A 24,191-nucleotide genomic window follows, 5' to 3' on the forward strand; every position below is an offset into this window, starting at 1 on the left:
CTGCCGGTTTATCGCCTGATTTTACGCTGAAAAAAATTACCAGGCCGCCGCCGGTGCGCCATCGTTTAACGAAGGACGCCGCATTTTCCAGTTTCCAACGGAATAGCGGCGCGCGAAGTGACGCAAGCTTTTATTGACATGAAGTTTAAAATTCTTTAATATGTCTAGGTACTTGATTCAGAAATTTATTATAAACGGGTGATGCATATGTCTTACAGACCAGTGATTGCGAACATGAAGGAAGCCAGCAGCAACGAGCAAAGCGGATTGTACGAATTCATCATGAACCTGGCTGACGGAACAGTGTGCCGCGTGTTCTATAGCCGTTTTCCGGAATGGAAAATGACAAACATCAGCCGATTGCAAAAAACGCCTTGCCCCGTATGCCGCAAAGACTTCATCTGCAAATGCATCGAGAGCTACAAAGGCGAGCTGGAACAGCAAATCGAAGAAAACCAATGGATCGACAAAGCTTTGGCGAAATAAGCTGTCGAACCGAGATACAGGCGCGGGAAGCTACCCGGGCTTTTTTCTTTTTTCGGATTATGTAAGCCTAATGATACGTTTCATACCTGCTTGATAGATAAAAATGCGGCTCGTTTTCCCCGCCCCTTTTTTCTGCCATGCTTGATTTCAGGGCTAATACGGCGGATACTAACTTCAGGAGGTGCCGAAAATGGAAAAGGGACGCACGCCTGAAATCGGCGGCTATGAAGGCATCGTGCTTGTCGATGGAGTCTGTCATTTGTGCCAGGGATTAACCCGTTTTATCATCGAGCGCGACCCGAAGGCAAAATTCCGCTTCGCATCCTTGCAATCCGAGATCGGGGCCGAGCTGCTGGTCAAGGGCGGTTTGCCCGCAGGCGAGGTGGATACCGTGGTTCTGATCGAAAAGGGGCGCTATTATGTCCGTTCGGAGGCGGTGCTGCGAATCGCCCGGCAATTGAAAATGCCTTGGCCGCTGCTGTATATATTTGTGGCGGTACCGACGCCCATCCGGGATCGCCTGTACCGTTATGTCGCCCGGAACCGCTACCGCTGGTTCGGCAAGGAGGAGCAGTGTTTGCTCCCGACGCCCGAGTTGAAAAAACGGTTTTTATAGGGAAGGCGCGGAGTATTTTTTATCCAAGATATGTCGATATTTTACACATTTTGTATTGTAATTCATTTCAGGATATGGTAAATTCCTAATTAAGTCATAATCAATTTATGATAGACGAGCTTAATATGAAGCCGATAACGGAAGCACCGTTTGACAGCCGCCTTTGCGGTTGTTCAACGGTGTTTTTTTATGTCTTGGAATGGGGGATGCGAAGGTTTATGGTGCCGTATACGGTGGTCGTTGCCGTCAAAGAGCCGCAGTACTTGGAGCCGCTGCTCCATTACGTGCATGCGAGCGAATACGGAAGCAAATTGCGGATGATCGGTTTTACGAAGCAGGAGGCTTTTTTGGAGTTCATGAACGGAGACGAACGTCCCGATTTGGTTGTCGGGGACCGGGATTTGCTTGAGCCTTGGATGGAAGGGGGCAAAACCTGCTCCTGGAAGGTGCTCGGAACGGGCGGCGGCCCGCCTCATGAGATAGCGAAATTTCAGGCGCTTCCCGAATTATGCGAAGCATTGCTTCAAGCCTGTTCCAAGGAAGGAATGCTTGCGGGACAGGCGGCTCAGAAAGGGGACGGGGCGGTTACGATCGGCTTTGTGTCCGCGGTCGGAGGCAGCGGGAAAACGACGGCAGCGGTCAATATGGCGAAGCAGCTCGGCGGATTGGGATGTTCCGTGTTTTATCTGAACCTGGAGACGATGAACAGCAGCGCCGTTTTTTCCAGGCCCAACCGCAAAGCGGAGGACGCCCAAGGCCTGCCGCGCCTGCTGTACGAGTTGAAGGCGGCGCAAGAAAGCAAAAGTCCGGCGCCCATTCCGATCGAACCGTTTTCGGTAAAACATCCGGCGATGAAGTGCGATTGGTTCGAGCCGGTATTGAACCGCAACGAAATTCTTCAACTGAGCAAAGCCGACGTACTGAACTTGATCGAACGAATCGCGGCCTGCGGGAGTTACGACGTCGTCATCGCCGATACCGATTCCGGAATGAATGACCGGACGTCCGCCGTCCTGGAGGGGTGCGAGCATTTGGTCTGGATTTTGCTGGACGACCTTATCCATATGTATAAAAGCGGCCAGCAGCTTGCTTACATGGAACGCAGCCATCCCGAGGCATTCGGGCTTGTGGCGGGGAAAAGCCGGTTTATCGTCAACCGTTTCGCCGGCAGCTTGGCCAATACGCCCCCGGAGATCATTCGGGAGATTGACGGAGTCCTTCCTTATATACCGTCCTGGAAACAAAACCATAACGAAGAGCTGCTGCTGAGCTCGCCGATTTTTCAACGCGATATGTTGAAGCTCTGCCGGGATTTGCTCGGGGAAGGGCTGGTCAACGGAACCGGGGTGAAGGGATATGGATGAAGAGCTTTTCAGGCAGCTGCGGGCGGAGGTCCGCTCCGGCCTGGACGTCACGTCGGCTTTGGACAACGGCGAGCTGATGAAGTTCATCGAGCGGACGGTGCTCAGCCGCAGGGAGCTGCTGGATCTGACCGCGACGGAAAAAAGAAAGCTGGTCCGGCGCATATTCGATTCGTTCCGCGGGCTCGATATTTTGCAGCCGCTCGTCGATGATCCGGCGATCACGGAAATCATGGTGAACAGCCATCGGGACATTTTTATCGAGCAAAACGGCGAGGTTTCGAAGCTGCCGCTGGAATTCGAGTCCCGGACGAGGCTGGAGGACATCATTCAGACGATCGTGTCCGGCGTGAACCGGGTCGTCAATGAATCGTCGCCGATCGTGGATGCCAGGCTGAAGGACGGCTCCCGCGTCAATATCGTCCTGCCCCCGATCGCGCTCAAAGGTCCGACCATGACGATCCGGAAGTTTCCGGAAAAACCGATGACGATGGACGATTTGACGAGGCGGGGGGCGCTCGGCGAGGAAGCTTCGTTGTTTCTGCAAAAGCTGGTGGCTGGCAAGTATAACATTTTTATCAGCGGCGGCACGGGTTCGGGGAAAACAACCTTCTTGAACGCTTTGTCCCAGTTTATCCCTGGGGACGAGCGCGTGATCACGATCGAGGATTCGGCCGAGCTGCAGATCGTGACCGTGCCGAACCTCGTGTCGCTGGAGACCCGCAACGCCAACACGGAGGGACGGGGAGAAATATCGATCCGGGACCTGATCCGGTCTTCGCTGCGGATGCGGCCCAACCGGATCGTCGTCGGGGAGGTGCGCGGCGGCGAAGCCCTGGACATGCTGCAGGCCATGAACACCGGCCATGACGGGTCTTTATCCACCGGGCACGCGAACAGCACGCGCGACATGATCAGCCGGCTGGAGACGATGGTGCTGAGCGGTGCGGAGCTGCCGATCGCCGTCGTTCGGCAGCAGATCGCCTCGGCAATCGATGTTTTCGTCCATCTAAGCAGGCTGCGCGACCGGTCGCGGCGGGTCATGGAAATCAGCGAGGTGGCCGGCCTGGAAAATGGGGAAGTCGTCCTTCATACGCTGTACAAGTTCAGGGAAACCGGAGAAAAGGACGGAAGGATCATTGGGGAGCTGGAGCCTCAGGGACCGTTGTTGAACCAGGACAAGCTGAAAATGGCCGGCATCCGTTATGATCCCCCGGCGTCGAAGGAGGCTGTCGTATGAAAACCGGACATGCGTTCAAAGGGCGCGGCCGCCAGGGATACGCCGGGAGCGGGAGCATGCTGCGCCGCAGCCGCCGTCCCCCCAAAGCAAAGCCTGAAGGGCATAAGCAGCTGCCCGATTACAGCGTCTATGTTTTAAGCCCGTTAGAGCGGGTAATGTGCGTCATTTCCGGAGCCGCCTTGTTTTTTGGCATCGGATACCTGTTTTATCATCAGTGGCTGATGGCGCTTGTGCTTTCGACGGGCGGCCTGCTTGTTCCCCGATTTTGGAGGAAACATATGCTGCAGCGGAGGCGCGCGGCATTAAACCTGCATTTTAAGCAGGCCCTTTATTCGCTTTCCTCCTCGCTGTCAGCCGGACGATCCGTGGAGAACGGCTTTCGGGAGGCGATTTCCGACTTGCGGATGCTTGATCCGGACGCCGAAAACGATTTGATTACGGAGCTGTCCATCATTTGCGCCCGCTTGGAATATGGGGAACCGATCGAAGACGCGCTGCGGGATTTCAGCCGCAGGGCCTCCATGGAGGACATCACGAATTTCGCGGATGTATTCATCACATGCAAACGGACGGGGGGAGACCTGGTGGAAGTCATCCGGAGAACCTCCTCCATCATCGGCGAAAAGCTGGACATTCAGCAGGAAATCGCCGTTCTCGTGGCCCAGAAAAAATTCGAGTCGAAGGCGCTCCTCGCCGCGCCCATCCTCATGCTGGTGTTCATGAACCTGACCTCGGGCGATTATATGAAGCCGATGTTCGGGGGCATGGGGATGGTCATATCGACGTTTGCGCTGCTTGGGCTTGCGGGCTGTTTACTATGGATTATCAAAATTATGAACATCAAAATTTGAGCGGGGTGAGGATGTGGAGCTGATTGCGGTCGTGATGCTGGTTCTGCTGGCGGGTGGTTGGGTGGTGCTGAACCGGATCGGCGGCGCGAAATACCGGAGCGTGACGAAGCTGCATATGGAGGGGCTTCGGCTTAAAAGGTTGGCTCCCCCGATGCTGTATGTTGTGGAGCGATTGAAGCTGATGTCCCGTTTCCCGCTGTTTTTCTTCAAAATTCAGCGCTCGATCCAAAAGCTGTACGGCCAGCGCTACAGCGCCGAATTGACGCTGTTATACGCCGGGGAAATGATGGCTTACGGCTGGCTGCTGCTTATGCTGGGCTGCTTGCTGACGCTCGCCATGAAAGACGCCGCGGGGCTGGCGATCGGCGGGGCGATGGGCGTGCTGGTGCCGGCGGCCATGATCAAGGACATGCACGGCAAGGTCGTCAAGCGCGACCAGGACATTTTGACGGAGCTTCCGGAACTGCTGAACAAAATCGTGCTGCTGGTCGGAGCCGGCGAAACGGTCCAAAAGGCGATCAGCCACTGCGTGGAGCAGAAAAAGCAGCAGGTTCATCATCCGCTCTACCGCGAGCTGATCAAGATGAAGGATGATCTCGAAGGGGGATACTCCTTTCAGCAGTCCTTCGAAAACTTCAGCAAACGCTGCGCCGTTCAGGAGGTTTCGATTTTTACGACGACCGTTCTGCTCAATTTCAGGCGGGGCGGGAGCGACTTCGTGCTGGCATTGACCGATTTGTCCCGGGTTCTGTGGGAGAAACGGAAGGCCATTACGCGGACCCGGGGAGAACAGGCGTCTTCCAAGCTGATCTTTCCGATGGTCGTCATTTTTATGATTGTGATTGTGCTTGTCGGAACGCCTGCTTTTATGATGATGAATTTGTAGGAGGAATGAAGGTATGTGGATGCTTGCTTGGAGCAAAGCCAAACATTTTTGGAAACAGGAAGACGGACTCGGAATGCTCGAAATGATCTTGATCATTGCGGTGATTATCATCATCGCCTTGTTGTTCCGAAAAGAGCTGCTTCGGATCGTGCAACGGCTGTTAACGAAAGTGGACAAAAAAAGCGATGAAGTTTTTTCGGATAGCTAAACCTCTCAAAGGCAGCGAGGGGAGTTTCACCGTCGAAGCTTCCCTCGTGCTTCCGATCGTCCTGTTTGTCACGATGACGCTCGTATTTTTTTGCCTGTACGTGTATCAGCAGAGCTTTTTGCACCAGACCGCGTCCGCCGTCGCGGAGCGGGCGGCTTACAGCTGGGACAACAGCCACAAGCAAGCAGCCACCGGCCAGGTCGGGAAAGGACAATACGATTCCTTGTATTGGAGGCTGAGCGAAGACGGGATGCTTGGGGCGTTGTTTGGCTGGACCGGGATAACGGAGAATACGGAAACCGTTCCCATGCCGGGGGGAAATGGGGCGGGGGGCAGCCTTCCTGTCATCAAAATGAACCATTCCGGAAGCATGGTCCCGCCTGAAATGAAAGGCGAGATCAGCTACAAAAACACGATCGTGCAGCGGACGGTGAGGGTAGACCTGACTCGCATGCTGTCCCTCCCGCCGCTGGATACCCTGCTGAAAGACGGTTCGGATGCGAGCAGCTTTGGCAATTCCGCTGTCGTCGAACCCGTCGAATTCATTCGTACGGTTGATTTAATGAGATATTATGCTTCGAAATTCAAAGGTACAAGGGAAGACGCCAAAACCGATCCGGGCAGCGCCGCGGAGGTGCTGAATCAATTCAGGTCTTCGGGCAGGTAGCAGGAAAGAGGGGATAAGGTGTGTTTGCTGGAAGGCGGGCGGAAAACGGTTCGGTTTCCGTGTTTTTAATCATGATTCTTGCTTTTATATTTACGTTCGTCGCTCTTTTTATCGATTATGCGCGCATCGCGGCGATGAAGGTTCAAACCGAACGGTTGGCGCATGCGGCGGTACGTTCCGTCATGTCTTCTTATGACGTGGAGCTGCAGGAACGGTACGGTTTGTTTGCCTACGGGGAACAGAGCGGGGACCAGATTATGGCGGGCGTGTTGAGCAACAGTTTGGAAAAGGGGAAAAGGAGCGACCGGTTCGATTTGCTGCCGATGGAGCTGGACAGTTCCGGCCTGCAGATGGAAAGGATGCTCGGCGAATACGACATTTTCAACCGACAAATCGGGGAGGAAATGAAGTATAAGGCGCCAATCGATTTTACGCTTGAGATTGCCGGAAAAATGAAGCCGTTGTCTTCTTCGATGAAAGAGGCTTCCGATACGGTCGACGTGCTGCGCAAGCTGCAAAAGCTGTACGACAAACGGGAGGCCGCGCTGGACCGGATGCTGGACAAGCAAAGACAGGCGGCGCAAAGCGCAAACGGCATACCGGGCATGCTCATGGGCGTGTATTCCTCCTCCATTTCCAATGAGTCTCTCGGATCTTCGCGGGTGAGCGCTGCAGCAGGCATTGCTGCCCAATACGATGATTACGTCGCCAAGGCGAATGAAGACGCGAACCGCGGCGAGGATGAAGAGCCGCAGTACAGCGACGAGATCCGGGATTATTTGACGGATTCGTCGGACGTGACGTCCCGGCTTGGCAGCAAGCATCGTTCGGCGGCGAACAGCCACGGCAAGCTTCTGCAGGAGGCCGATCTGGCATGGCAGGAGGCATCCGAACTGAACGAAAAGATGAAAGAAGTCATCGCGGCTTCGGAAAACCGCTCCGAAAGCGCAGGTTACGACGCGGTTTCACGAAGCGTCATTCCGGGGCATACGGCCGGAATCAACGGGGATGACGCGGCGACGATCCGCGGCTTGCGCGGACAAACCGACCAGCTTTTGCTGAGCGAAAGCCTGCTGGGCGATCTGAAGCAAGGGATCAGCCGCCAGCGGGACGAGTTCCGGCAGGCGGACCAGAGCCTTTCGTCGGCACGGTCCGAGCTGGCCGGGGCATCCGGGCTTTACGGCAGCTCAAGCAGCATGAAAAGCGCGGTCATTGCGGCCCGGGGGGTGATCGACGGCTATTTGCGGGCCTACGCCGAGTCGGGTTCCGCGAACAGGCTGGACCAGGAAGCGGCGGTGATCGAGCAGCACCGCGGTTCGGATAAAGAGCGGAAGGAAAAGGAAAAACAGGGCAAGGCCAAATTGAAAGAGGCAGCGAATATTTTGGAACGGATCAACGAGCTGGATCAAAAGGCAAAGGCTTATATGAAAGAATACGACACGCTGCAAACCTATTACGGCGAAAGCATCGAATTTAACAAGCAAGCTGCCGAGGCGGAAACCAAGGGAGCCGACCTTGACGACGATCCTTACGATGCAGGGAAGTCGGCGATGAACGGAATGGACAGGTTGTACGGAGCGCTGGGGGGCATGATGTCCGGGGTCAAGGACGAATTGCTGCAAAACGAATATGCGGCCATGTACTTTAATCATTTTGATATCAGCCGTCTGAAGGATGCAGCATCCGATCCGAAGGCGGGTTTGGGAGACGCGGTCGCAGACCAGCTAAGCGTCAAAAACCAAGAATTGGAGTACATCGTATACGGGTTTCATAACCCCGTAGGCAACGTTTCGGCGGCCTATGCCGAAATCTTCGCGTCCAGGCTGGCGATCCGTATGATGGAAGGGCTGGTCAAAAACAGCGGCCTCGGCCATCCGCTGCTTGTGCTCGCTGCTGCTCTGCTCTACGGCATCGAAATGGCGATGGCTGACATGATCACGCTGTGTACGACGGGATCCGTAGAACTGTCCAGCTACATTAAAGCGAAATTGACGTACCGCGACCATTTGCGTCTTTTTTTACTCCTGCACAGCAACAATCAGAAAAAAATGTCGCGTATGCTAGCGCTGATCCGTTTCAATACGGGAATCAACCCCGCGGAAAGAGCCACTTACGCTTCGGGAGAGGTGAAGATGGGCATGAGGCTCTGGTTTCTCCCCGGCGTGATGAAATGGGTCGGATATGCCGGCGGCAGTCCGGATAAGGTGGAAGGAAGCCGATATTATGCGGTCAAACAAGCGGATTATTCTTATTAACCGAATGCGGGCGAGTTTCGGGAAAGGATGCCCCCGATCCGGCGGCACCGAGCAGGGGAGCATGGTCGTCGAGGCATCCCTGGTGATGCCGATGTTTATCTTCTTTGTCCTTTTCCTGATTTATATCGTGCAGATGACGCTGGTTTCTACGGCGCTGCAAAGCACGGTTAGCGATACCGTCAAAATGGTATCCACCCATATGTACCCGGTTGCGCTGGCCATTGAGCCCAAAAAGCCAGGGGATAACGAGGACGGCAAAAAGCCTGCCGGAAGCTGGAGCATCCCGAAGCTTTCTTTAAGCGATTGGGCCGCCCAATACACGGATACGCTGCCGGCTCCCTTGAACGAATGGATGGCGGACGCGGCCGCCAGGGCGGACGAACCGCTTCAGGATTTGAAAAACCAGGCGGCGGAGGCCGTCCTTGACCCGGTCGTAAAGCCGATTCTTAAGCCGTACATGGAAAGCCGGCTGCTCGACTATGAGCGCATCCATGTATCGAACATTCAAATTCCGAATTTGCGGACCCGCACGGAGCCCTATTTCGGGATCGAGGTCAGCTATGAGTTGCCGATGAAGGTGCCGCTTCTGAATAAAAAAATCGTAATCCAGGCGAAAGCCCAGGAACGGTTGTGGATTGGGGAAACGGAAGAGAACGCGGGCAAAGGGGACGAGTCCGGATCCGAAGGATCGGCGGTGCAAATTATTGAAAAACCGGACCCTGCCTACGTCGGCAAAAAGGCAAAGGTGCGCGTCAAAATCGAACCCGGGGCGTCGGCCAATCTTTCCGTGTTTTATAAAAGCGGGCAAAGCACGGCCAAATACCTCGGGGATCAACAAGCGGATGCGGAAGGGTATGTCGAATGGGAGTGGTTCGTCGGAACCAATACCACGCCGGGCACGTGGCCGTTTGTCATTACGACCTCGGACGGGAAAAGGACCGAGGTGATGTTTACGGTTGTCAAAGGATAAGCCCGGGCGCAAAAAAGTCTGATTGAAGTCTCATAGCGCCGGGCGCGTCGTGAAAGAAAAGGAGGTTCGGACATGGATTTTTGGATTTGGGGATGCGCGCTGATCATCATCTCGGCATTCGTCACGGATATTCGCACGATGAAAATTCCGAATTGGTTGACGCTGTCGGCGATGCTTAGCGGGATTCTGATCCATTTCGCAGCGGATGGTTTCCAGGGACTGTTGTTTTCGGTCAAAGGACTTGGAACGGGGTTCGTGCTGCTTCTGCTGATGCATATGATGGGGGCGGTCGGCGCCGGAGACGTCAAGCTGTTTGGAGGGATTGGCGCATGGCTGGGGACGCTGTTAACCATCCAGTGCATCGTTTATTCGGTGCTATGCGCCGGATTCATCGGTATTCTGATTTTATTGTGGAGACGCGAGACCATGCAAAGAATGCGGAATGTGGCACGCAATTTGGCCGGGTTTTTTATATTGAGGAATTTTCGGTCCCTGACGGCAGGCAAGGAGAAGCAGCTGCGTTTTCCGTTTATGCTTGCGGTGCTTCCCGGTTATGTTGCGGCCAGCGTCTATACACTCGGTTAGAGGTGAACAGGAATGATGGGTTTGTCGCGCGATTTTATGCAGCAGGGCGGAACCTATATGGTATTGTCGGACTCCTCCGGCATCGGTTCGGACGAACTGAGCAAGGTAGAGGTGGCGATGATCGGGGCTTCGCGGATCCCGCGCTTATTGCCCCTCCATGTCAAAGAAGTCGATCTTCGGGTAACGCTTTGGTACGACATCACGGAAAAAAAGATGTTGTCCCATATGCTGAAAAGCGAAAAAATCAACATGACCGAATATTACGCTTTGCTGCTGCAGGTGGCCGAGGCGTTGGAAGACAGCGCGCTTTACATGCTGCAGCCGCTCAAATACGTGTTGGACGAAGAATACATTTTCGTGCACGGGTCGCTGCAGGAAGGGACGCTTTACCTGACCTACGTTCCGCTTGACCGGACGGAAGGCTTAAAGCCCGTTCATGACGCTTTGAAGGAGCTTGTCACCCGGTTCATGGCATCCGTAACCGAACTGAGCGGCAGCGGAGTGCAGCAGCTGCTGCACTATACGGCATCCGAGGACTTTTCCCCGGGAGGATTTAAAAAGCTGCTCTTGGGTCTTCTCTCTAAGGAAGGCGATGTCCGGATTCAGTCAGGCGCGAACAATCATGCTCCTCCTGCCGCCAGGAAACGGGACCGGATGCAGGAAGCTCCAGGCATTGAGGATTCGGGCCGTTGGGGAACAGATGAACCCGCGGCGATGAATGGGGGGACCTTTCCTTGGCAACGTCCCGGAGCCGTTTCCCGGTTGCAGGAAAAACCGGTGAGCCCTGTGAGAGAGCGGGGGTTACGCAGGGACTCGGAGAGCCTTGCGGCGGCGCGAAGCGGGTTGCAGGCCGAAGCTGCCATGCCTGGCGAAGATCTCTTGAGCTCGAAGCTTCATCCGGCCGGCCGGAACGTTGATGCGCTGCCCGATTTCTTGAAAAGCTGGAACGGCGGTGACCCGGAAACGGAACCGGAAGCGGATGAAAACGTCGATGAGGCGGCGCAGAAATCCGCCTCCGCGCGCAAAACCTACATCGCGCTTGGCTGCTTGCTGGCCGCGGCAGTTGTCTGGAGGATGATTTATATGCCGGATCCGGGCAACGGGACGATGATCTTATGCGCCATATTGACCGTGATTTTGGGAGGCGTCGCTACTCTGAGCTGGATGGGCAAACTCTTCGCGCCCAAATATGCCGCGGCGGATTCAACTTCGTTCGAAGCGCTGCCCGATTTCGGCTCCGCCGAGCTTTCCGCCGAACCGAATCTTCGCCAGGGCCGTTCTCGTTTTGAAATTGAACGGTTTACGGGATTTTTGAGAGGCGGGAGAAAAAACAAAGAAGAGGCTTTCATTCAAGCGGACAAGGATCCGGAGCCGGCGTGGAAGTGGAAATTCCCTCCGCAGGATGCCGTGCAGGACCGCGACGGCAACCGTGCAATGATGACAAAAGAGAGCGGCACTGGAGCCGGGGGCATTACGGGGCTCCCGCATCGCCGGGAAGGATGGAACCGGGCCGAAGATCATGTGCCGCTGCGTTTTCCGGATACAGACGAGGGGGAGGGGGACGGCGGCATTGGCCTAAAAACGGAAACTCTGCAGCCTGGAAAAGGCGCCGGCGCTACCGTGCTCTTAAGTCCACTCCCCTCGTCGGGTCGGGAAAGCCATACACCGGTGTCCTCCCCTCCTTCGGGTTACCTGCTTCGGGAAAGCGAGGGAGGAGGGGCAGCCGAAAGGATCGAGCTGAGGCAGCAGCATTTTGTTATCGGCAGGTCCGAAGAGGTATCGCAGTATGTCGAGCGCTCCGTAGGAACATCGCGTGCGCATGTGGAATTGAGCCGGAGCGAAGACGGAAGGTTTTTGATCAAGGATCTCGGCTCGAAAAACGGAACGCGGCTCAAAGGGGAAGAGATGGTGCCTTATAAGGAATATCTGCTGCAAGACGGGGATACGTTCGTGATCGTCAAAGGACGTTATACGTTCCGATCCGCTTGATGCCCCTTCTTTAATTGCCGCAGAGCCTGTTCCAAAGTCGGATATTCGAAGCGGAAACCTTGCGAGAGCAGCTTTTCCGGGATCACCCGCTGGCCTTCCAGCAGCATGAGGGAGAGTTCGCCCAGAACGGCCCGCATCATAAACGACGGCACCGGGAACCAATGCGGGCGTCGGTAGATCCGGCCGACCGTTTGCCCGAACCGGTTGTTGGTTACGGGCTCCGGAGCCGTTGCGTTTACCGGCCCCCGCAATTCCGGATGGAGGATGCAGTATTCGATCAGGCGAACCATATCCTGCACATGGATCCATGGGACCCACTGTTTGCCGCTGCCGATTCGGCCGCCGAAACCGAGCATATACGGCAGCTTCATGAGCGGAAACGCTCCGCCGTCATTCCCTAGCACCACTCCCGTCCGGAGTTTGACCAAACGAACGCCCTGAATTTCGTCGGCGGCATCTTCCCATTCCTGGACGACGGAGGAAGGAAAATCGACGACGCGGCGTTCGCTGTCCTCACGGAAAGTTTCGGTAAGCGATGTGCCATAGATGGCGACCGCTGAACCTTGGACGACGACCGCCGGCTTCTCGCGCAGCGCTTGAACGAGTTTGGCGACGGCATGGACGGTGGCCAGGCGCGACTCGATAATATTTTGTTTGGCTTTTGGCGTCCAGCGCTGATTTAGCGAAGCCCCGGCCAAATTGACGATCGCTTCGGTGCCTTCGAGAAGATCCGGGGCGGTTTTGAGCTGATCCCAGGTCAGGTATCGCACGCCGGCTTGGGCATCAGCCGGCTTTTTTCGGGAAATGATAGTGACTTCGCATCCTTGTCCCACCAGATGCGCCGTCAGTGCTTTCCCGACGAACCCCGTTCCGCCGCCAATGGCTATGTTCTTCAACTTGATCACCTTCTTATCCGGTTCTCGGAATGCAAAAGCCCCCGGGCATGGGATCCAATTGACGAAATGATTCATTTCTTCAAGAGTGATGCTCCTGCCGGGGGCTTGTTTCGCTAGTATCTCGGAACCTACTTTTGCATCAAATGCTCGTACGGCTTGTAGTCGATCTGGTTTTTGTTCAGAAAAGCGACGAGGAACTTGTTGTCTTTTTTTGGCGTCGCGGAGATGTACCCTTTAATGCAATGGTCGCGGGTCACTTCCGCGGCTCCCTCTTCCAAAGCGATTCTGCCGATTTCGGCGGCGATGGAATGTTTGGCGATGTCCCGGAACGGTCCGGGCACGGGTTTGACCAGTTTTTCCAAAAATGCCTTGGATTCGTCCGTCCAAAGATGGCGGCTGGATTCGACCCAATGGTTCTGCCAATCGAGCTTGGACTTGCCGTCGTTTTTCGGCAGGACCTTCAAAAATTTCCGGATCATGAAATATCCGCCGATCATCATCAATACGAGCAGGATGACGGCCCATAACATGATGGAATCCATGAACATATCGGAAGGCATGGACGAGGACAGCAGTCTCACGCCCCATGTACTGTGCATGCGGTTCACCTCTACACTATTCTTCGATTTTCATTTTACCTTCTTAGAATTATAACCCATTCCTAGATTTATTTCAGCATTCACGATAAAATAAGGTTTAATTCGAATGAGGGGGATGGATTATGCTAAAAATCGGTTCTCATGTGTCCTTTTCGGACAAGGGCCTGTTAAGCGCAACCAACGAAGCCAACAGCTATGGATCGAGCTCGTTTATGATATATACAGGCGCACCGCAAAATACGCGCCGCAAACCGATCGAATCGATGTATCTCGAAGAAGGCAAGCAATTAATGAAGGAGAGCGGCTTTGAGGAAATCGTCGTTCACGCGCCTTACATTATCAACCTTGGATCTTACAAGCCGAATACGTTCGAGCTTGCGGTCAGCTTCCTGCAGGAGGAAATCCGCCGCACGCACGCCATCGGCGTGAAAAATATCGTCCTCCATCCGGGAGCATATACAGACAAAGACCCGGAATACGGCATTCAGCGGATCGCCGACGGCCTGAACGAGGTGCTGAACGGAACCGATGAGACGGAAGTCCACATCGCCCTCGAAACGATGGCCGGCAAAGGGACGGAAATGGGACGGACCTTCGAGGAAATCGCCCGCATGATCGAGAAGGTGGAAAAAAACGACCGCCTCACGATCTGCATGGATACATGCCATATCCACGACGCCGGTTACGATATCGTCAACGACCTGGACGGCGTCCTTGAAGAGTTTGACCGCATCATCGGATTGGATCGCATCGGGGTCGTGCATATCAATGACAGCAAAAACCCGCGCGGAGCCGGGAAGGACCGTCACGCCCCGATCGGTTCCGGATGGATCGGTTTCGATACGATTCGCTCCGTCGTGCATCATGAGAAGCTGGCCGGCAGACCGTTTATCTTGGAAACGCCTTGGATCGGCAAAGACGCCAAAACGCAGCGTCCGATGTACGAAATCGAAATCGCGCTTTTGCGCGGCAGCGTATCCGAGCGTTTCGGCGGGGATTTTATGAATCAGGTGGAGGATCTGCACTCGTTTTTCGCGAAGCAGGACATCCAGCCAAGCCAATACGTCCTGGACGTATGGACGCTGCTCAAAAACGATGCCAAAGCGAAAAAAGCCGATTCCCGGGAGCCTTTGGAACGCTTATACGACATGATCGCCGAAGCGAACCTGTTCCCGGATCTCAGCGAGGAGCAAATCAACCAACGGCTTATCGCCTGCCTCGCCGGCAAAGAAGCGTTGAAGTAACCAGCGGGCCAAGAAACGTTGGAACCAAAAGAAGATTATAGAGAGAACGAGGAGGAGCAGAAGCTTCATGGAACTACACGTCAAGAAAAATGCATCCAGTACATCCCAAGCACATGCCAACCGCGCGCGGATGCTGATCTCCTGTCCGGACGGACCGGGAATCGTCGCGGCCGTATCGCATTTCCTGCATCAACACGGGGCGAATATCGTTCAGTCCGACCAATATTCGATGGACCCGGAAGGCGGCATGTTTTTTATGCGGGTCGAATTCGACCTGCCGGATTTGCAGCAGCGGCTGCCCGAGCTTGAAAAAGAGTTTGCGGCCGTAGCGGCGAAGTTCAGCATGCAATGGAAGATATACGACGTTAACCGCAAGAAAAAACTCGCCATTTTCGTTTCCAAAGAGGACCATTGCCTGGTCGAGCTGCTGTGGCAGTGGCAGGCGGGCGATTTGGACGCCGACATCGCGATGGTGGTGAGCAACCATCCGGACATGAAGGAATACGTGGAGTCGTTCGGCATCCCGTACCATCACATTCCGGTGACGCCCGATACGAAAAAAGAAGCCGAGCAACGGCAGCTTGAAGTGGTCGGCAGCGATATCGACGTCATCATTTTGGCGCGGTACATGCAGATCATTTCGCCGTCCTTCATCGAACATTACCGGAACCGGATCATTAATATCCACCATTCCTTCCTCCCGGCATTTGTCGGAGGTAAACCTTACGCCCAAGCTTATGAGCGCGGCGTCAAAATCATCGGGGCAACCGCCCATTACGTCACGGAAGTGCTGGACGGCGGTCCGATCATCGAGCAGGACGTGCAGCGCGTCAGCCACCGCGACAATGTCGGCGAATTGAAGCGGATCGGCCGGACCATCGAACGCGTCGTTCTGGCGAGAGCCGTCAAATGGCATATCGAAGACCGGATTTTGGTGCATGAAAACAAAACGGTCGTATTTAACGGCTAAACCTTCGTCTTAAATCGTCAAAACCATATTCACTTACAAAAAAGTCTGCTTCGGATGGAAGCAGGCTTTTTTTATACATCCCGAATCCGGAGGGCCTTTGCTGCGGGGGAGTTGCCTTCGGAACCCGATGTATGGCGCATCCCGATGGGATTCGGAGGATTCCAGCTGGCCTTTTTCTCGCAAATTTTGACGATCGGGCAGGAAATTTCTTAGAAAATTTTTAAAATATTGAAGTGAAACAGCAAAAAAATGCGTCTTTATTATGAGGACAATTTTGCCAGTGTAGATAAAAATCATTTCAACTCATGAGAAGAGAGGAGCGGAAATATTGTTTTTTACGACACGTAATAAAAGGCGGACAAGGCTTCCTTTATGGGCGATCGCGCTTTTGCTGCTGCTTCCGCTGGTATCGGGTACAGGCACGGTGTACGCCGATGACAAGCCGTCCATCGCGCTGAAAAGCGAAGCAGGTTACGGAGGAACGATCAAAGAGGGGACATGGAATCCGCTCAAACTGACTCTGACGAGCAACCGGGACCTTTCCGGGGATATCGTGTTCCAAGTGACGCAGGACCGTTACGGGAACAGCCCGGCGTCCTATATTCAGCACGTCGAACTGCCGAAGGATACGGCGAAAGAGGTCGTTTTGGCGATTCCGGGGCAGCAATACGACAAAAATAATAACGAAATCCGTTTTTATGAGGGATCCGTAAACAAAGGAAATCTTGTCGGTTTTTCGTCCGGGAAAAGTTATGTTTCCGGAGCCGGCATGAATCCGACGAACGTCGCCGTCCTGTCGGAGGATCCGGATGCGATGAATTTCCTGACGCTCCTGCCGAGCGGCAATTCCAAAGTGAGCGTGCTTCACATGAAGCAGCAGGACGTGCCTGGCGATCCGATGCTGATGGACGGCTTGGACGTGATCGTATTGAACCGCTTCGCATCCGACTCCCTGACTCCTGCCCAGGTGGGGGCGATCGAGCAGTGGGTCAGAACGGGAGGCAAGCTGGTGCTTGGAGGCGGCGCGGCTTATCCGAAAACGGCTGCCCCTTTTGCCGCGATTTCGCCCGTCGAATATAAAGGCACCTTCAGCGTTGCAGCGTTGCCCGAACTGGAAAAGCTCGGGGCGTACAAGCAAGGAAACGGCAAAGGCAGTCCCGGCAAGCTGAGTTTGGACGGCGAGCTGACATTGGCTGACGTCCAGCTGGCGAAAGGAGCGACGGTGCTGTATTCGACCGCAGGGAAACCGCTGTTTGCAAGCAGGCAGATCGAAAACGGGCGGGTGCTGTATGCCGCTTACGATTTGGCCCAGGAGCCGGTCGCTTCTTGGCCCGGCCATCCGTTTGCATGGTCCGCTCTGCTTGGCAATGAGCTGCAAAAAAACAACATGAAATCGATGACCGGAAATTACAGTCCGCTGATGAACCTGAGCTATGTTTTGAACTTTTTCCCTACCCTTAAAATGCCGTCGTTCAAGGTTCTCGCCTGGCTGATTGCGGTTTACGCCATTGTTGTCGCCCCTTTGCTTTATTGGCTGCTGAAAAAGGCGGACAAGCGGGAATGGGCATGGTGGATCATCCCGCTCGTCGCGGTGATTGCCAGCGGTACGGTGTACATGATCGGCGCTTCGGACAAAACAAAGGAGCTTGCCCACACGCTCAACGTCGTCGAGCTGGACGGCAGCGGGCTGGGGAAGGTCAAAAGCGCAACCGCGTTTTTCTCCCCGGGCAGCGGCGATTACCGACTGGAGCTTCCCGCAAACACGTACGTGAAAGTCCAACGGGACGGAGGTGCATTTACCGGGTCGGACAGCAGCCGCAATCTGGTCGAGGTCGGACCGAAAAGCACGGAAGTCCAGCTGCTCGATATGCCGCAGTGGTCCCTCGCCAAGCTTTGGGTGGAACAACGCCGCCAAAACGAAGGTTTAGGGCAGCTGAAAGTGAACCTGTTCATCAACGACAAGGGCAATATCGACGGAAACGTCGCAAACACGACCAACACAAACTTGAAGAACGCCGCTCTCGTCGTCGGAGGGAAACTTTACCCGCTGGGGGATTTGGAGAAAGGCAAAACCGTCTCCCTGGCATCGGTCCAAAACGTGCAGGCGGCCCGGAACGGCATGATCAGCTTGGCGCTGTTCCAGGGATACCCGAACGGCAACGATCCTTACGTCCGGGAAAAAGGGATGGTGGATAATTACCTTCAAGGTTCGGCCTGGACATCCCGGGATGCCTATGTGCTGGCGTTCAGCAACGATAAACTGTTCAATTACCGCAGCGACAACCGCGAAATCGAAAGCGAACAGCTGAACCTGTGGCTGCAGCCGGTCAACGTCCACTGGATCCAAAACGGCAAATTGAACCTTCCGTTCGGCTTCATTGCGCCGGTCGTCAATCAGATCTCGGCGCCGGGGTGGTACGAAGAACCAAACGGAATCAGCCATATCGAGCAAGGAAGCGTCACGTTCGATTACGACGTTCCGGATTTGAAAAAGATGGCGGGCGGCGTCCTCAAGCTGCGGAGCAAAAATGCGGGCAAGCAAACGGAATATCATATCTTCAATTACAAAAAGCAGGATTGGGAGCTCATCCAATGGGATACCTCCAAGCAGTGGAGCGCAGCGAATCCGAACGACCAGTATGCTTTGCAAGGACGGATTCGCATGAAGGTGACGGCCAAAGCGGCAACGGAGCTGATTCTGCCCGAGCTTGCGGTAGAGGGGGCGGTCAAACCATGATCGATATTCAACATTTAAGCAAACGTTACGGCAACTTTGCCGCCTTAAAAGATATCAATCTGCATATTCCCGAAGGGACGGTGTTCGGTTTCGTCGGTCCCAACGGGGCCGGAAAATCGACGACCATGGCGATTTTGGCGACGTTGATGCTGCCGACTTCGGGCGTGGCCCGAGTGGACGGCTTCGACGTCACCCGGCATCCGAAAGAGGTCCGCAAACGGATCGGGTATATGCCGGATTTCTTCGGCGTATACGACCAGCTCAAAACGACGGAATATTTGCATTTCTACGGGGCGAGCTACAACATTCCGCGCGCCGAACGCGAAAAGCTCATTCCGCAGCTGCTGGAGCTTGTCAACTTGAGCGACAAACGCGACGTTTACGTCGACGGCCTGTCGCGGGGGATGAAACAGCGTTTATGCCTCGCGCGCTGCCTGATCCATGACCCCAAGGTGCTTATTTTGGACGAGCCGGCTTCCGGGCTCGACCCGCGGGCCAGAATCGAGATGCGCGAAATCCTGAAGGAACTGAAGCAGATGGGCAAAACGATCATCATTTCCTCGCATATTTTGCCGGAGCTGGCGGAGATGGTGGACGAGATCGGCGTCATCGAGCACGGGGAAATGGTGGCGCAGGGCAGGGTGGCCGACATCCAAGCGCGCCTCCGCGTCAAAAAAGTGCTCCACATCCGCGTCATGGAACGCCAGGAAGAACTGGCCGCGCGTTTGCAGGACGAAGCCATGGTCTCGGCGGTGCTGTCCGACAATACGGGCGTACACGTCCATTTCGGCGGCGGAGACCTGGAGCAGGTACAACTGCTGCAAAAGATCATCTCCTGGGGATTTGCCGTCATATCTTTCCATGAAGCGCAAACCAACCTGGAGGACGTATTCCTCGAAATCACCAAAGGAGGGCCTGCCGAATGAACTGGAGCCGCAAATGGATCAACCCGGTGCTCGACAAGGAATTCCGCTTGCGCATGCGGACCCCGCGGTCGGCGATTTCCCTGCTGGCATACGTTTTGGTGCTTGGGCTGATCGCCCTTGGCTACATTTATGTTTCGCTTTATCTTGACCGGCAGGGGAACCAGGCCTTTAATTCGGGCGCCGGCCGCATGATGTTTTACGTGCTGAGTTTTGCCCAGCTCGTCCTGATCGCGTTTATGGCCCCTGCGCTGACGGCCGGCGTCATCAGCGGCGAGCGGGAAAAGCAGACGCTGAGCATGCTGCTGACGACGCAGCAAAGCTCGTCCACGATCATCCTGAGCAAGCTGTTTTCTTCCTTGAGCTTTATGACGCTGATTGTCGTGGCGACCATGCCCATTTACAGCATCGTGTTTCTGTACGGAGGCATTTCGCTGAAACAAATGATCTATATTTTCTTGTTCTACTTGTTTGTCATGCTGCTGCTGGGTTCGCTCGGGGTGCTGTTTTCGACCTTGTTCAAGCGGACGATGATTTCCGTCATTGTCACGTATGGCGTCGGTTTGTGCATATTTCTGATGACGGGGCTGCTTTATTTGTTCGTGATGAGCATCGTGCAGCGCAATTATTATTCGATGCCGACGACGGCAACGGGGCCGACGTACTCTTTTGTCGGTTACATTCTTGGGCTGAACCCGGCAGGGGCGCTGATCAGCTTGTTCGAGCCCGGCTTTTCGAAGGGGGCGTTTCTCGTCCGGAACGGCAATCTCAATTCCGACGCCCCGATCCAGCTGTGGCAGGAATTTTTGTTGGTGTACAGCGTGGTCATCATCGGATCGTTGTGGATCAGCATCCGCAAAATCCGACCGGTGGCGAGACGCAAGCATAGAAAGCAGAGGTACGACGCGCCTTCCGTCGAAACGGGCGCAAGCGATCCCTCTTGAGACCTGGACGTTTTAGGGGAAGGTTGGACTTGCTTTAAGAGCATTAAACGTTCGTGGCGACAACGCGCGACGTTAAAGGAGGGACACGGGTGGACGCCATTCGCAAATCCATCGGCAAAACGAAATTTCGGCTGCAGCAGTTCCGTTTTTTGCGCTGTTCCTTATACGGGATCGCCGCAGGGCTGTCGGGCGCCTTGCTGATTCTGCTCGCGGCCCGGCTGTGGCCGGTTCCGTCTTACCGTTTTCTGGCGCTGGCCGCTGCGATCCTCGGTCTCGCCGCCGGCATGGCGTGGGGGCTTGCGCACCGCGTGAAGGACCGCGAGGCCGCGGAGGCCATGGATGCGGCGACCGGCGGAGCCGAGCGGACCGATATGATGGTCACGGCGCTTTCTTTTGCCGGTTCCGACGCTCCGGCGGCCGTTTGGCAGCGAAAGCAAGCGGAAGCTTACGGGGACCGTTTCGTTTCCCAGCTGAACCGCAGGCTGCCGTTTCCAAGCCATAAAAAAATCGCGATCGCGGCCAGTCTGCTGTTCATCGGGACGATCGCGCTTTCGCTGCTGCCGAGCCCGATGGACGCCAAACTTGCCGAAGCGGACCGCCGCAAGGAATGGGTTCAGGATCAGAAAAAGAAAACCGATGAGCTGGTGCAGCAGCTTCAGACGCAAAAACTCGATCCTTCCGTGAAAAAACCGCTGGCAGACCGGCTCCAATCGCTGCAACAAAAGCTGGATGGACAAAAGGATCCGGAAAAAGCGTTGGCCGAGCTCGAAAAAACGATGAAGGAAATGGAAAAAACGGCGGCCAAACAGGAAGCGGCCGTGCGGAACGTCAAGGAACTCGGGAAAAAGATGCAAAACGCTCCGAACATGTCCTCTTTAGGGAAAAGCCTGGCGGATGGGCAAGCGGAGAACCTGAAAAAATCGATGGAACGATTCAAGCAGGAAGTGAAGCGGCTTTCGAAGGAGCAAAAAGAGCAGCTCCGGGAAGCATTGAACAAGCTGGCTGCCGAAGCCGATAAAAACCCGGAAACGAAGGCATTGAAGGAAGCCTTGAAAAAGGCGGAAAAGGCCCTTGCCGAAGGGGCTAAAGACAAAGAGACGGAAGAGGCGCTGGACGAACTGGAGGCCGCGCTTGCCAAAGCGCTTGCCGCCCAAGCGCAAGCCGCGAGCCAATCGGCGGCAGCCGCCAGCCTCAGTTCGAAGCTGGCTTCGCAAGGGCTGGGCCTGGCTTCGCAAATGACTGCCTCCGGCATGGAGGTCTCGGACGCCTGGAGCAGCGGAGGGAGTGCAGAAGAGCTGGCCCTGGCCGAGGAATACGACATCAGCGATGCGGAAAACGGGGGTTCGGCTTCGCCGGGAAGCAGCGGAACGCAAGGGTCCGGGCAGGGGAGCGGCTCCGGCAGCGGCAGCGGTTCCGGGAGCGGTTCCGGGTCGGGAAGAAGCGCAGGCAGGGGCACGGGTCAAGGACCCGGAGCGGGGCTTGGCGCAGGGGAACAAAATTTCGTCAAGACGCCGCGCAAATTTGCGGGCAGCGGGAATAAGCAAAACGACAAAGGCCCGCTGCAAGGCCAAGGCGGAACGATCCAAAAAGGCGGCCCGGCCCCTGCCGTAGATGGAGCGAGCCGCCCGTACGAAGAAGTCTATAAGGAATACGAAGCCGAAGCGAAAAAATCGCTGGGGCGGCAGGAGCTGCCGCAGCAGATGCAGAACCTCGTCGAAAGCTATTTTACCGGGATCAATCCGAATCCGTAACGATATCCGGGATGGAACCGGGTCTAACACATATAAGGGAACGGGAAGGAGCACGAAGATGCAGGAAACTATCATCCAGCCTGAAGCCTGGAAAGAAACGATTGCGCGGGTGCGCGGCCAAATCGGCGAAATCATCGTCGGCCAGCAGGAGGTCGTCGAGCAGATGCTCTGGTGCATTTTCGCGGGCGGGCATGCGCTGCTGGAAGGGATTCCGGGACTCGGGAAAACGATGCTTGTCCGCACCATTGCCGATACGCTGGATCTTTCCTTCTCCCGCATCCAGTTTACGCCCGACCTGATGCCGAGCGACATTACGGGAACCCAAATCCTGTCCTTCGGCAAGCAGGGAGAGACGGGCATGACGTTCCAGCGCGGACCGCTGTTCAGCAGCATCGTGCTGGCGGACGAAATCAACCGCGCCACGCCCAAAACGCAAAGCGCGCTGCTGGAAGCGATGCAGGAAAAAACGGTGACGGTCGGGAACGAAACGCATCGTTTGCCAAGCCCGTTTTTCGTGTTGGCGACGCAAAACCCGCTCGAAAACGAAGGCACCTATCCGCTGCCGGAGGCGCAGCTTGACCGTTTTCTCCTCAAAATCCTCGTGCCGTATCCAAGCGCCGACGAGCTCAAGGAAATCGTCAAAAGAACGACCGCAAATCTTGCCCCGTCCATCGCGAAGCAGGCGGGACCGGAGGAGCTTCTGGAAATCCAGCATGGGGTCAGGGAGGTCCTGGTTGCCGACGATGTGCTCGATTATGCCGCCAGGCTGCTGATGATGTCCCATCCGGAGGAAGCCTCGGCCCCCGAAGGCGTCAAAAAATACGTGCGTTTCGGCTCCGGGCCGCGCGGGATTCAATCCATCATATCGACCGGCAAGGTGCGGGCGGTTTGCCAGGGAAGAATGCATCTGGCGCAAAGCGACATTCATGCGGTGGCCGTGCCTGCCCTGCGGCACCGGATCTTTTTGAATTTCGAGGGACAAGCCCTCGGCATCACGACCGACCAGATCATAGGCGAAATGCTGCAAGCCCTCGGAGGGCGGCCATGACCAGCGCGCATCTGCTGCCTTCGGACTGGATGGCGCGCCTTGAAAGGCTCACGCTCGGTTCCGGCAGAAGGGTGGCGGGCACGCTTCAGGGCAAACGCCGTTCGAGCAGGCTCGGTTCATCCTTGGAATTTGCCGATTACCGCTCCTATACGCCCGGAGACGACATCCGCCGCTTTGACTGGGGCGTGTATTCCCGCACGGGAAAACCGTTTGTGCGCCAGTTTATGGACGAGCAGGAGCTGATGCTGAGCCTCTATGTGGACTGTTCGGCTTCGATGGATTTTGGCGGCGCGCCGTCGCCGGATGAAAAAGGGGGCCGGAAGTCCGGAGAAAACAAGCTGCTTTTTGCCAAAAGGCTTGCCGCCAGCATCGGGTACATCGCCCTTTGCTCCTACGAGCGGGTCGGCGTCTGCTGCTACAGCGACGGGATCGACGCCCGTTTGCCCGTTCTGCGGGGGAAAGGCTCGGCGGTGCGGCTGTTTCAGTTTTTGCAGGACATGCCCCCCGGCAGGGAAGGAAGCTTATCAGCGGCGCTGGGACAACCCGGCGCAATCCCAAGGTTGAAAGGCATGACCTGGATCTTTTCCGATTTTTGGCTTGCCGAAGGCGAAGTCGATGTGGGAAACGCGCTTTCCCGCTTGGCGGGCGCCGGTCAGGAGGTCGTGCTGGTGCAGGTGCTGTCGCCGGAGGAGATCCGTCCCGAGCTTAGCGGCGATTTGCGGCTTGTCGACAGCGAACTGAACACCGGGAAGGAAGTGGCCATTACCGGACGGGTGCTCGAACGTTATCGGGAGGAGTTGCATCGTTACCAAAACGAGCTGCGAAAAATCGCATCGGAGCGCGGCATTTCCTTTGTCGCGTTGTCCAGCGGCATGACGCTTCAAGAAGCGGTGTTCGGCGCGTTGGCCGGCTCGGGGCTAATCCGGGCGTAAAGCCGGACTTGAATCCTAATGGGGGAAGGAGGA

The 24,191-nt window shown here is 55.7% G+C and carries 22 protein-coding genes; 20 read left to right on the plus strand and 2 right to left on the minus strand.

What is annotated here, in order from left to right:
* Positions 1–207 precede the first annotated feature (207 nt).
* The 12 genes from AC27KL_RS18710 to AC27KL_RS18765 all read left to right on the plus strand — a co-directional run bounded on the left by AC27KL_RS18710 (position 208) and on the right by AC27KL_RS18765 (position 12,114).
* Positions 208–486: a hypothetical protein gene (locus AC27KL_RS18710; protein WP_036713108.1), complete on the plus strand. Its 279-nt coding sequence runs from the start codon at positions 208–210 to the stop codon at positions 484–486.
* Positions 487–676: 190 nt separating this feature from the next.
* Positions 677–1,102 carry a thiol-disulfide oxidoreductase DCC family protein gene (locus AC27KL_RS18715; protein WP_487170626.1) on the plus strand — a complete coding sequence of 142 codons (426 nt, stop codon included), beginning with the start codon at positions 677–679 and terminating at the stop codon, positions 1,100–1,102.
* A gap of 218 nt (positions 1,103–1,320) precedes the next feature.
* Positions 1,321–2,466, plus strand: a complete 1,146-nt coding sequence (locus tag AC27KL_RS18720) for a P-loop NTPase family protein (RefSeq protein ID WP_487170627.1) — start codon at positions 1,321–1,323, stop codon at positions 2,464–2,466.
* Positions 2,459–3,703 (plus strand): TadA family conjugal transfer-associated ATPase, encoded by a 1,245-nt coding sequence (locus AC27KL_RS18725; RefSeq protein WP_487170628.1) that lies wholly within the window; start codon positions 2,459–2,461, stop codon positions 3,701–3,703. The genes AC27KL_RS18720 and AC27KL_RS18725 overlap by 8 nt, the downstream gene beginning before the upstream one ends.
* Before the next feature lie 56 nt (positions 3,704–3,759).
* Positions 3,760–4,554 carry a type II secretion system F family protein gene (locus AC27KL_RS18730; protein WP_341000599.1) on the plus strand — a complete coding sequence of 265 codons (795 nt, stop codon included), beginning with the start codon at positions 3,760–3,762 and terminating at the stop codon, positions 4,552–4,554.
* A gap of 34 nt (positions 4,555–4,588) precedes the next feature.
* Positions 4,589–5,440 carry a type II secretion system F family protein gene (locus tag AC27KL_RS18735; protein ID WP_487170705.1) on the plus strand — a complete coding sequence of 284 codons (852 nt, stop codon included), beginning with the start codon at positions 4,589–4,591 and terminating at the stop codon, positions 5,438–5,440.
* A 13-nt stretch (positions 5,441–5,453) separates the two neighbouring features.
* Positions 5,454–5,648 carry a Flp1 family type IVb pilin gene (locus tag AC27KL_RS18740; protein ID WP_036714770.1) on the plus strand — a complete coding sequence of 65 codons (195 nt, stop codon included), beginning with the start codon at positions 5,454–5,456 and terminating at the stop codon, positions 5,646–5,648.
* Entirely contained in the window at positions 5,626–6,315 is a 690-nt protein-coding gene (locus AC27KL_RS18745) for a TadE/TadG family type IV pilus assembly protein (RefSeq protein WP_212952308.1), read from the plus strand. The genes AC27KL_RS18740 and AC27KL_RS18745 overlap by 23 nt, the downstream gene beginning before the upstream one ends.
* Positions 6,316–6,335: 20 nt before the next feature.
* Positions 6,336–8,570 (plus strand): TadE/TadG family type IV pilus assembly protein, encoded by a 2,235-nt coding sequence (locus tag AC27KL_RS18750; RefSeq protein ID WP_487170629.1) that lies wholly within the window; start codon positions 6,336–6,338, stop codon positions 8,568–8,570.
* Entirely contained in the window at positions 8,539–9,540 is a 1,002-nt protein-coding gene (locus AC27KL_RS18755; protein ID WP_487170630.1) for a TadE/TadG family type IV pilus assembly protein, read from the plus strand. The genes AC27KL_RS18750 and AC27KL_RS18755 overlap by 32 nt, the downstream gene beginning before the upstream one ends.
* Before the next feature lie 72 nt (positions 9,541–9,612).
* Positions 9,613–10,125, plus strand: a complete 513-nt coding sequence (locus AC27KL_RS18760; protein ID WP_487170631.1) for an A24 family peptidase — start codon at positions 9,613–9,615, stop codon at positions 10,123–10,125.
* Positions 10,126–10,137: 12 nt separating this feature from the next.
* Complete coding sequence (locus AC27KL_RS18765) at positions 10,138–12,114, plus strand: DUF6382 domain-containing protein (protein ID WP_487170632.1); 1,977 nt, start codon at positions 10,138–10,140, stop codon at positions 12,112–12,114.
* Here the strand turns inward: AC27KL_RS18765 and AC27KL_RS18770 are convergent.
* Positions 12,093–13,010: a TIGR01777 family oxidoreductase gene (locus AC27KL_RS18770; RefSeq protein ID WP_487170633.1), complete on the minus strand. Its 918-nt coding sequence runs from the start codon at positions 13,008–13,010 to the stop codon at positions 12,093–12,095. The two genes, AC27KL_RS18765 and AC27KL_RS18770, sit on opposite strands and share 22 nt — an antisense overlap.
* Positions 13,011–13,138: 128 nt before the next feature.
* A complete protein-coding gene (locus tag AC27KL_RS18775; protein ID WP_487170634.1) occupies positions 13,139–13,609 on the minus strand; it encodes a DUF2621 family protein in 471 nt (156 codons plus the stop codon).
* A 122-nt stretch (positions 13,610–13,731) separates the two neighbouring features.
* On the opposite strand from AC27KL_RS18775, the gene AC27KL_RS18780 reads away from it, so the two are divergent.
* From AC27KL_RS18780 to AC27KL_RS18815, 8 genes are all read left to right on the plus strand, one after another.
* Positions 13,732–14,853, plus strand: coding sequence for a deoxyribonuclease IV (locus AC27KL_RS18780; RefSeq protein WP_339322188.1), 1,122 nt, complete (start codon positions 13,732–13,734; stop codon positions 14,851–14,853).
* A 67-nt stretch (positions 14,854–14,920) separates the two neighbouring features.
* The gene (gene purU / locus AC27KL_RS18785; protein WP_036714779.1) at positions 14,921–15,823 is read left to right on the plus strand and encodes a formyltetrahydrofolate deformylase; all 903 of its coding nucleotides are present in this window, start codon (positions 14,921–14,923) and stop codon (positions 15,821–15,823) included.
* A 328-nt stretch (positions 15,824–16,151) separates the two neighbouring features.
* Entirely contained in the window at positions 16,152–18,560 is a 2,409-nt protein-coding gene (locus AC27KL_RS18790) for a hypothetical protein (protein WP_487170635.1), read from the plus strand.
* A complete protein-coding gene (locus AC27KL_RS18795; RefSeq protein ID WP_487170636.1) occupies positions 18,557–19,486 on the plus strand; it encodes an ABC transporter ATP-binding protein in 930 nt (309 codons plus the stop codon). The genes AC27KL_RS18790 and AC27KL_RS18795 overlap by 4 nt, the downstream gene beginning before the upstream one ends.
* Complete coding sequence (locus AC27KL_RS18800) at positions 19,483–20,427, plus strand: ABC transporter permease (protein ID WP_339322185.1); 945 nt, start codon at positions 19,483–19,485, stop codon at positions 20,425–20,427. The genes AC27KL_RS18795 and AC27KL_RS18800 overlap by 4 nt, the downstream gene beginning before the upstream one ends.
* Positions 20,428–20,516: 89 nt before the next feature.
* Positions 20,517–22,178 (plus strand): coiled-coil domain-containing protein, encoded by a 1,662-nt coding sequence (locus AC27KL_RS18805; protein WP_487170637.1) that lies wholly within the window; start codon positions 20,517–20,519, stop codon positions 22,176–22,178.
* A 58-nt stretch (positions 22,179–22,236) separates the two neighbouring features.
* Positions 22,237–23,226: an AAA family ATPase gene (locus tag AC27KL_RS18810; RefSeq protein ID WP_487170638.1), complete on the plus strand. Its 990-nt coding sequence runs from the start codon at positions 22,237–22,239 to the stop codon at positions 23,224–23,226.
* The gene (locus AC27KL_RS18815) at positions 23,223–24,158 is read left to right on the plus strand and encodes a DUF58 domain-containing protein (RefSeq protein ID WP_487170639.1); all 936 of its coding nucleotides are present in this window, start codon (positions 23,223–23,225) and stop codon (positions 24,156–24,158) included. The genes AC27KL_RS18810 and AC27KL_RS18815 overlap by 4 nt, the downstream gene beginning before the upstream one ends.
* The last annotated feature ends 33 nt before the right edge of the window (positions 24,159–24,191 follow it).

The organism is Paenibacillus sp. YAE3 (genome assembly GCF_057546105.1).

Excerpts from the sequence above, each read along its gene's own strand:
- AC27KL_RS18710 (WP_036713108.1), top strand. The coding sequence starts at position 208 with ATGTCTTACAGACCAGTGATTGCGAACATGAAGGAAGCCAGCAGCAAC.
- AC27KL_RS18715 (WP_487170626.1), top strand. The coding sequence starts at position 677 with ATGGAAAAGGGACGCACGCCTGAAATCGGCGGCTATGAAGGCATCGTG.
- AC27KL_RS18720 (WP_487170627.1), top strand. The coding sequence starts at position 1,321 with ATGGTGCCGTATACGGTGGTCGTTGCCGTCAAAGAGCCGCAGTACTTG.
- AC27KL_RS18725 (WP_487170628.1), top strand. The coding sequence starts at position 2,459 with ATGGATGAAGAGCTTTTCAGGCAGCTGCGGGCGGAGGTCCGCTCCGGC.
- AC27KL_RS18730 (WP_341000599.1), top strand. The coding sequence starts at position 3,760 with ATGCTGCGCCGCAGCCGCCGTCCCCCCAAAGCAAAGCCTGAAGGGCAT.
- AC27KL_RS18735 (WP_487170705.1), top strand. The coding sequence starts at position 4,589 with ATGCTGGTTCTGCTGGCGGGTGGTTGGGTGGTGCTGAACCGGATCGGC.
- AC27KL_RS18740 (WP_036714770.1), top strand. The coding sequence starts at position 5,454 with ATGTGGATGCTTGCTTGGAGCAAAGCCAAACATTTTTGGAAACAGGAA.
- AC27KL_RS18745 (WP_212952308.1), top strand. The coding sequence starts at position 5,626 with ATGAAGTTTTTTCGGATAGCTAAACCTCTCAAAGGCAGCGAGGGGAGT.
- AC27KL_RS18755 (WP_487170630.1), top strand. The coding sequence starts at position 8,539 with ATGCGGTCAAACAAGCGGATTATTCTTATTAACCGAATGCGGGCGAGT.
- AC27KL_RS18760 (WP_487170631.1), top strand. The coding sequence starts at position 9,613 with ATGGATTTTTGGATTTGGGGATGCGCGCTGATCATCATCTCGGCATTC.
- AC27KL_RS18765 (WP_487170632.1), top strand. The coding sequence starts at position 10,138 with ATGATGGGTTTGTCGCGCGATTTTATGCAGCAGGGCGGAACCTATATG.
- AC27KL_RS18775 (WP_487170634.1), bottom strand. The coding sequence starts at position 13,609 with ATGCACAGTACATGGGGCGTGAGACTGCTGTCCTCGTCCATGCCTTCC.
- AC27KL_RS18780 (WP_339322188.1), top strand. The coding sequence starts at position 13,732 with ATGCTAAAAATCGGTTCTCATGTGTCCTTTTCGGACAAGGGCCTGTTA.
- purU (WP_036714779.1), top strand. The coding sequence starts at position 14,921 with ATGGAACTACACGTCAAGAAAAATGCATCCAGTACATCCCAAGCACAT.
- AC27KL_RS18795 (WP_487170636.1), top strand. The coding sequence starts at position 18,557 with ATGATCGATATTCAACATTTAAGCAAACGTTACGGCAACTTTGCCGCC.
- AC27KL_RS18800 (WP_339322185.1), top strand. The coding sequence starts at position 19,483 with ATGAACTGGAGCCGCAAATGGATCAACCCGGTGCTCGACAAGGAATTC.
- AC27KL_RS18810 (WP_487170638.1), top strand. The coding sequence starts at position 22,237 with ATGCAGGAAACTATCATCCAGCCTGAAGCCTGGAAAGAAACGATTGCG.
- AC27KL_RS18815 (WP_487170639.1), top strand. The coding sequence starts at position 23,223 with ATGACCAGCGCGCATCTGCTGCCTTCGGACTGGATGGCGCGCCTTGAA.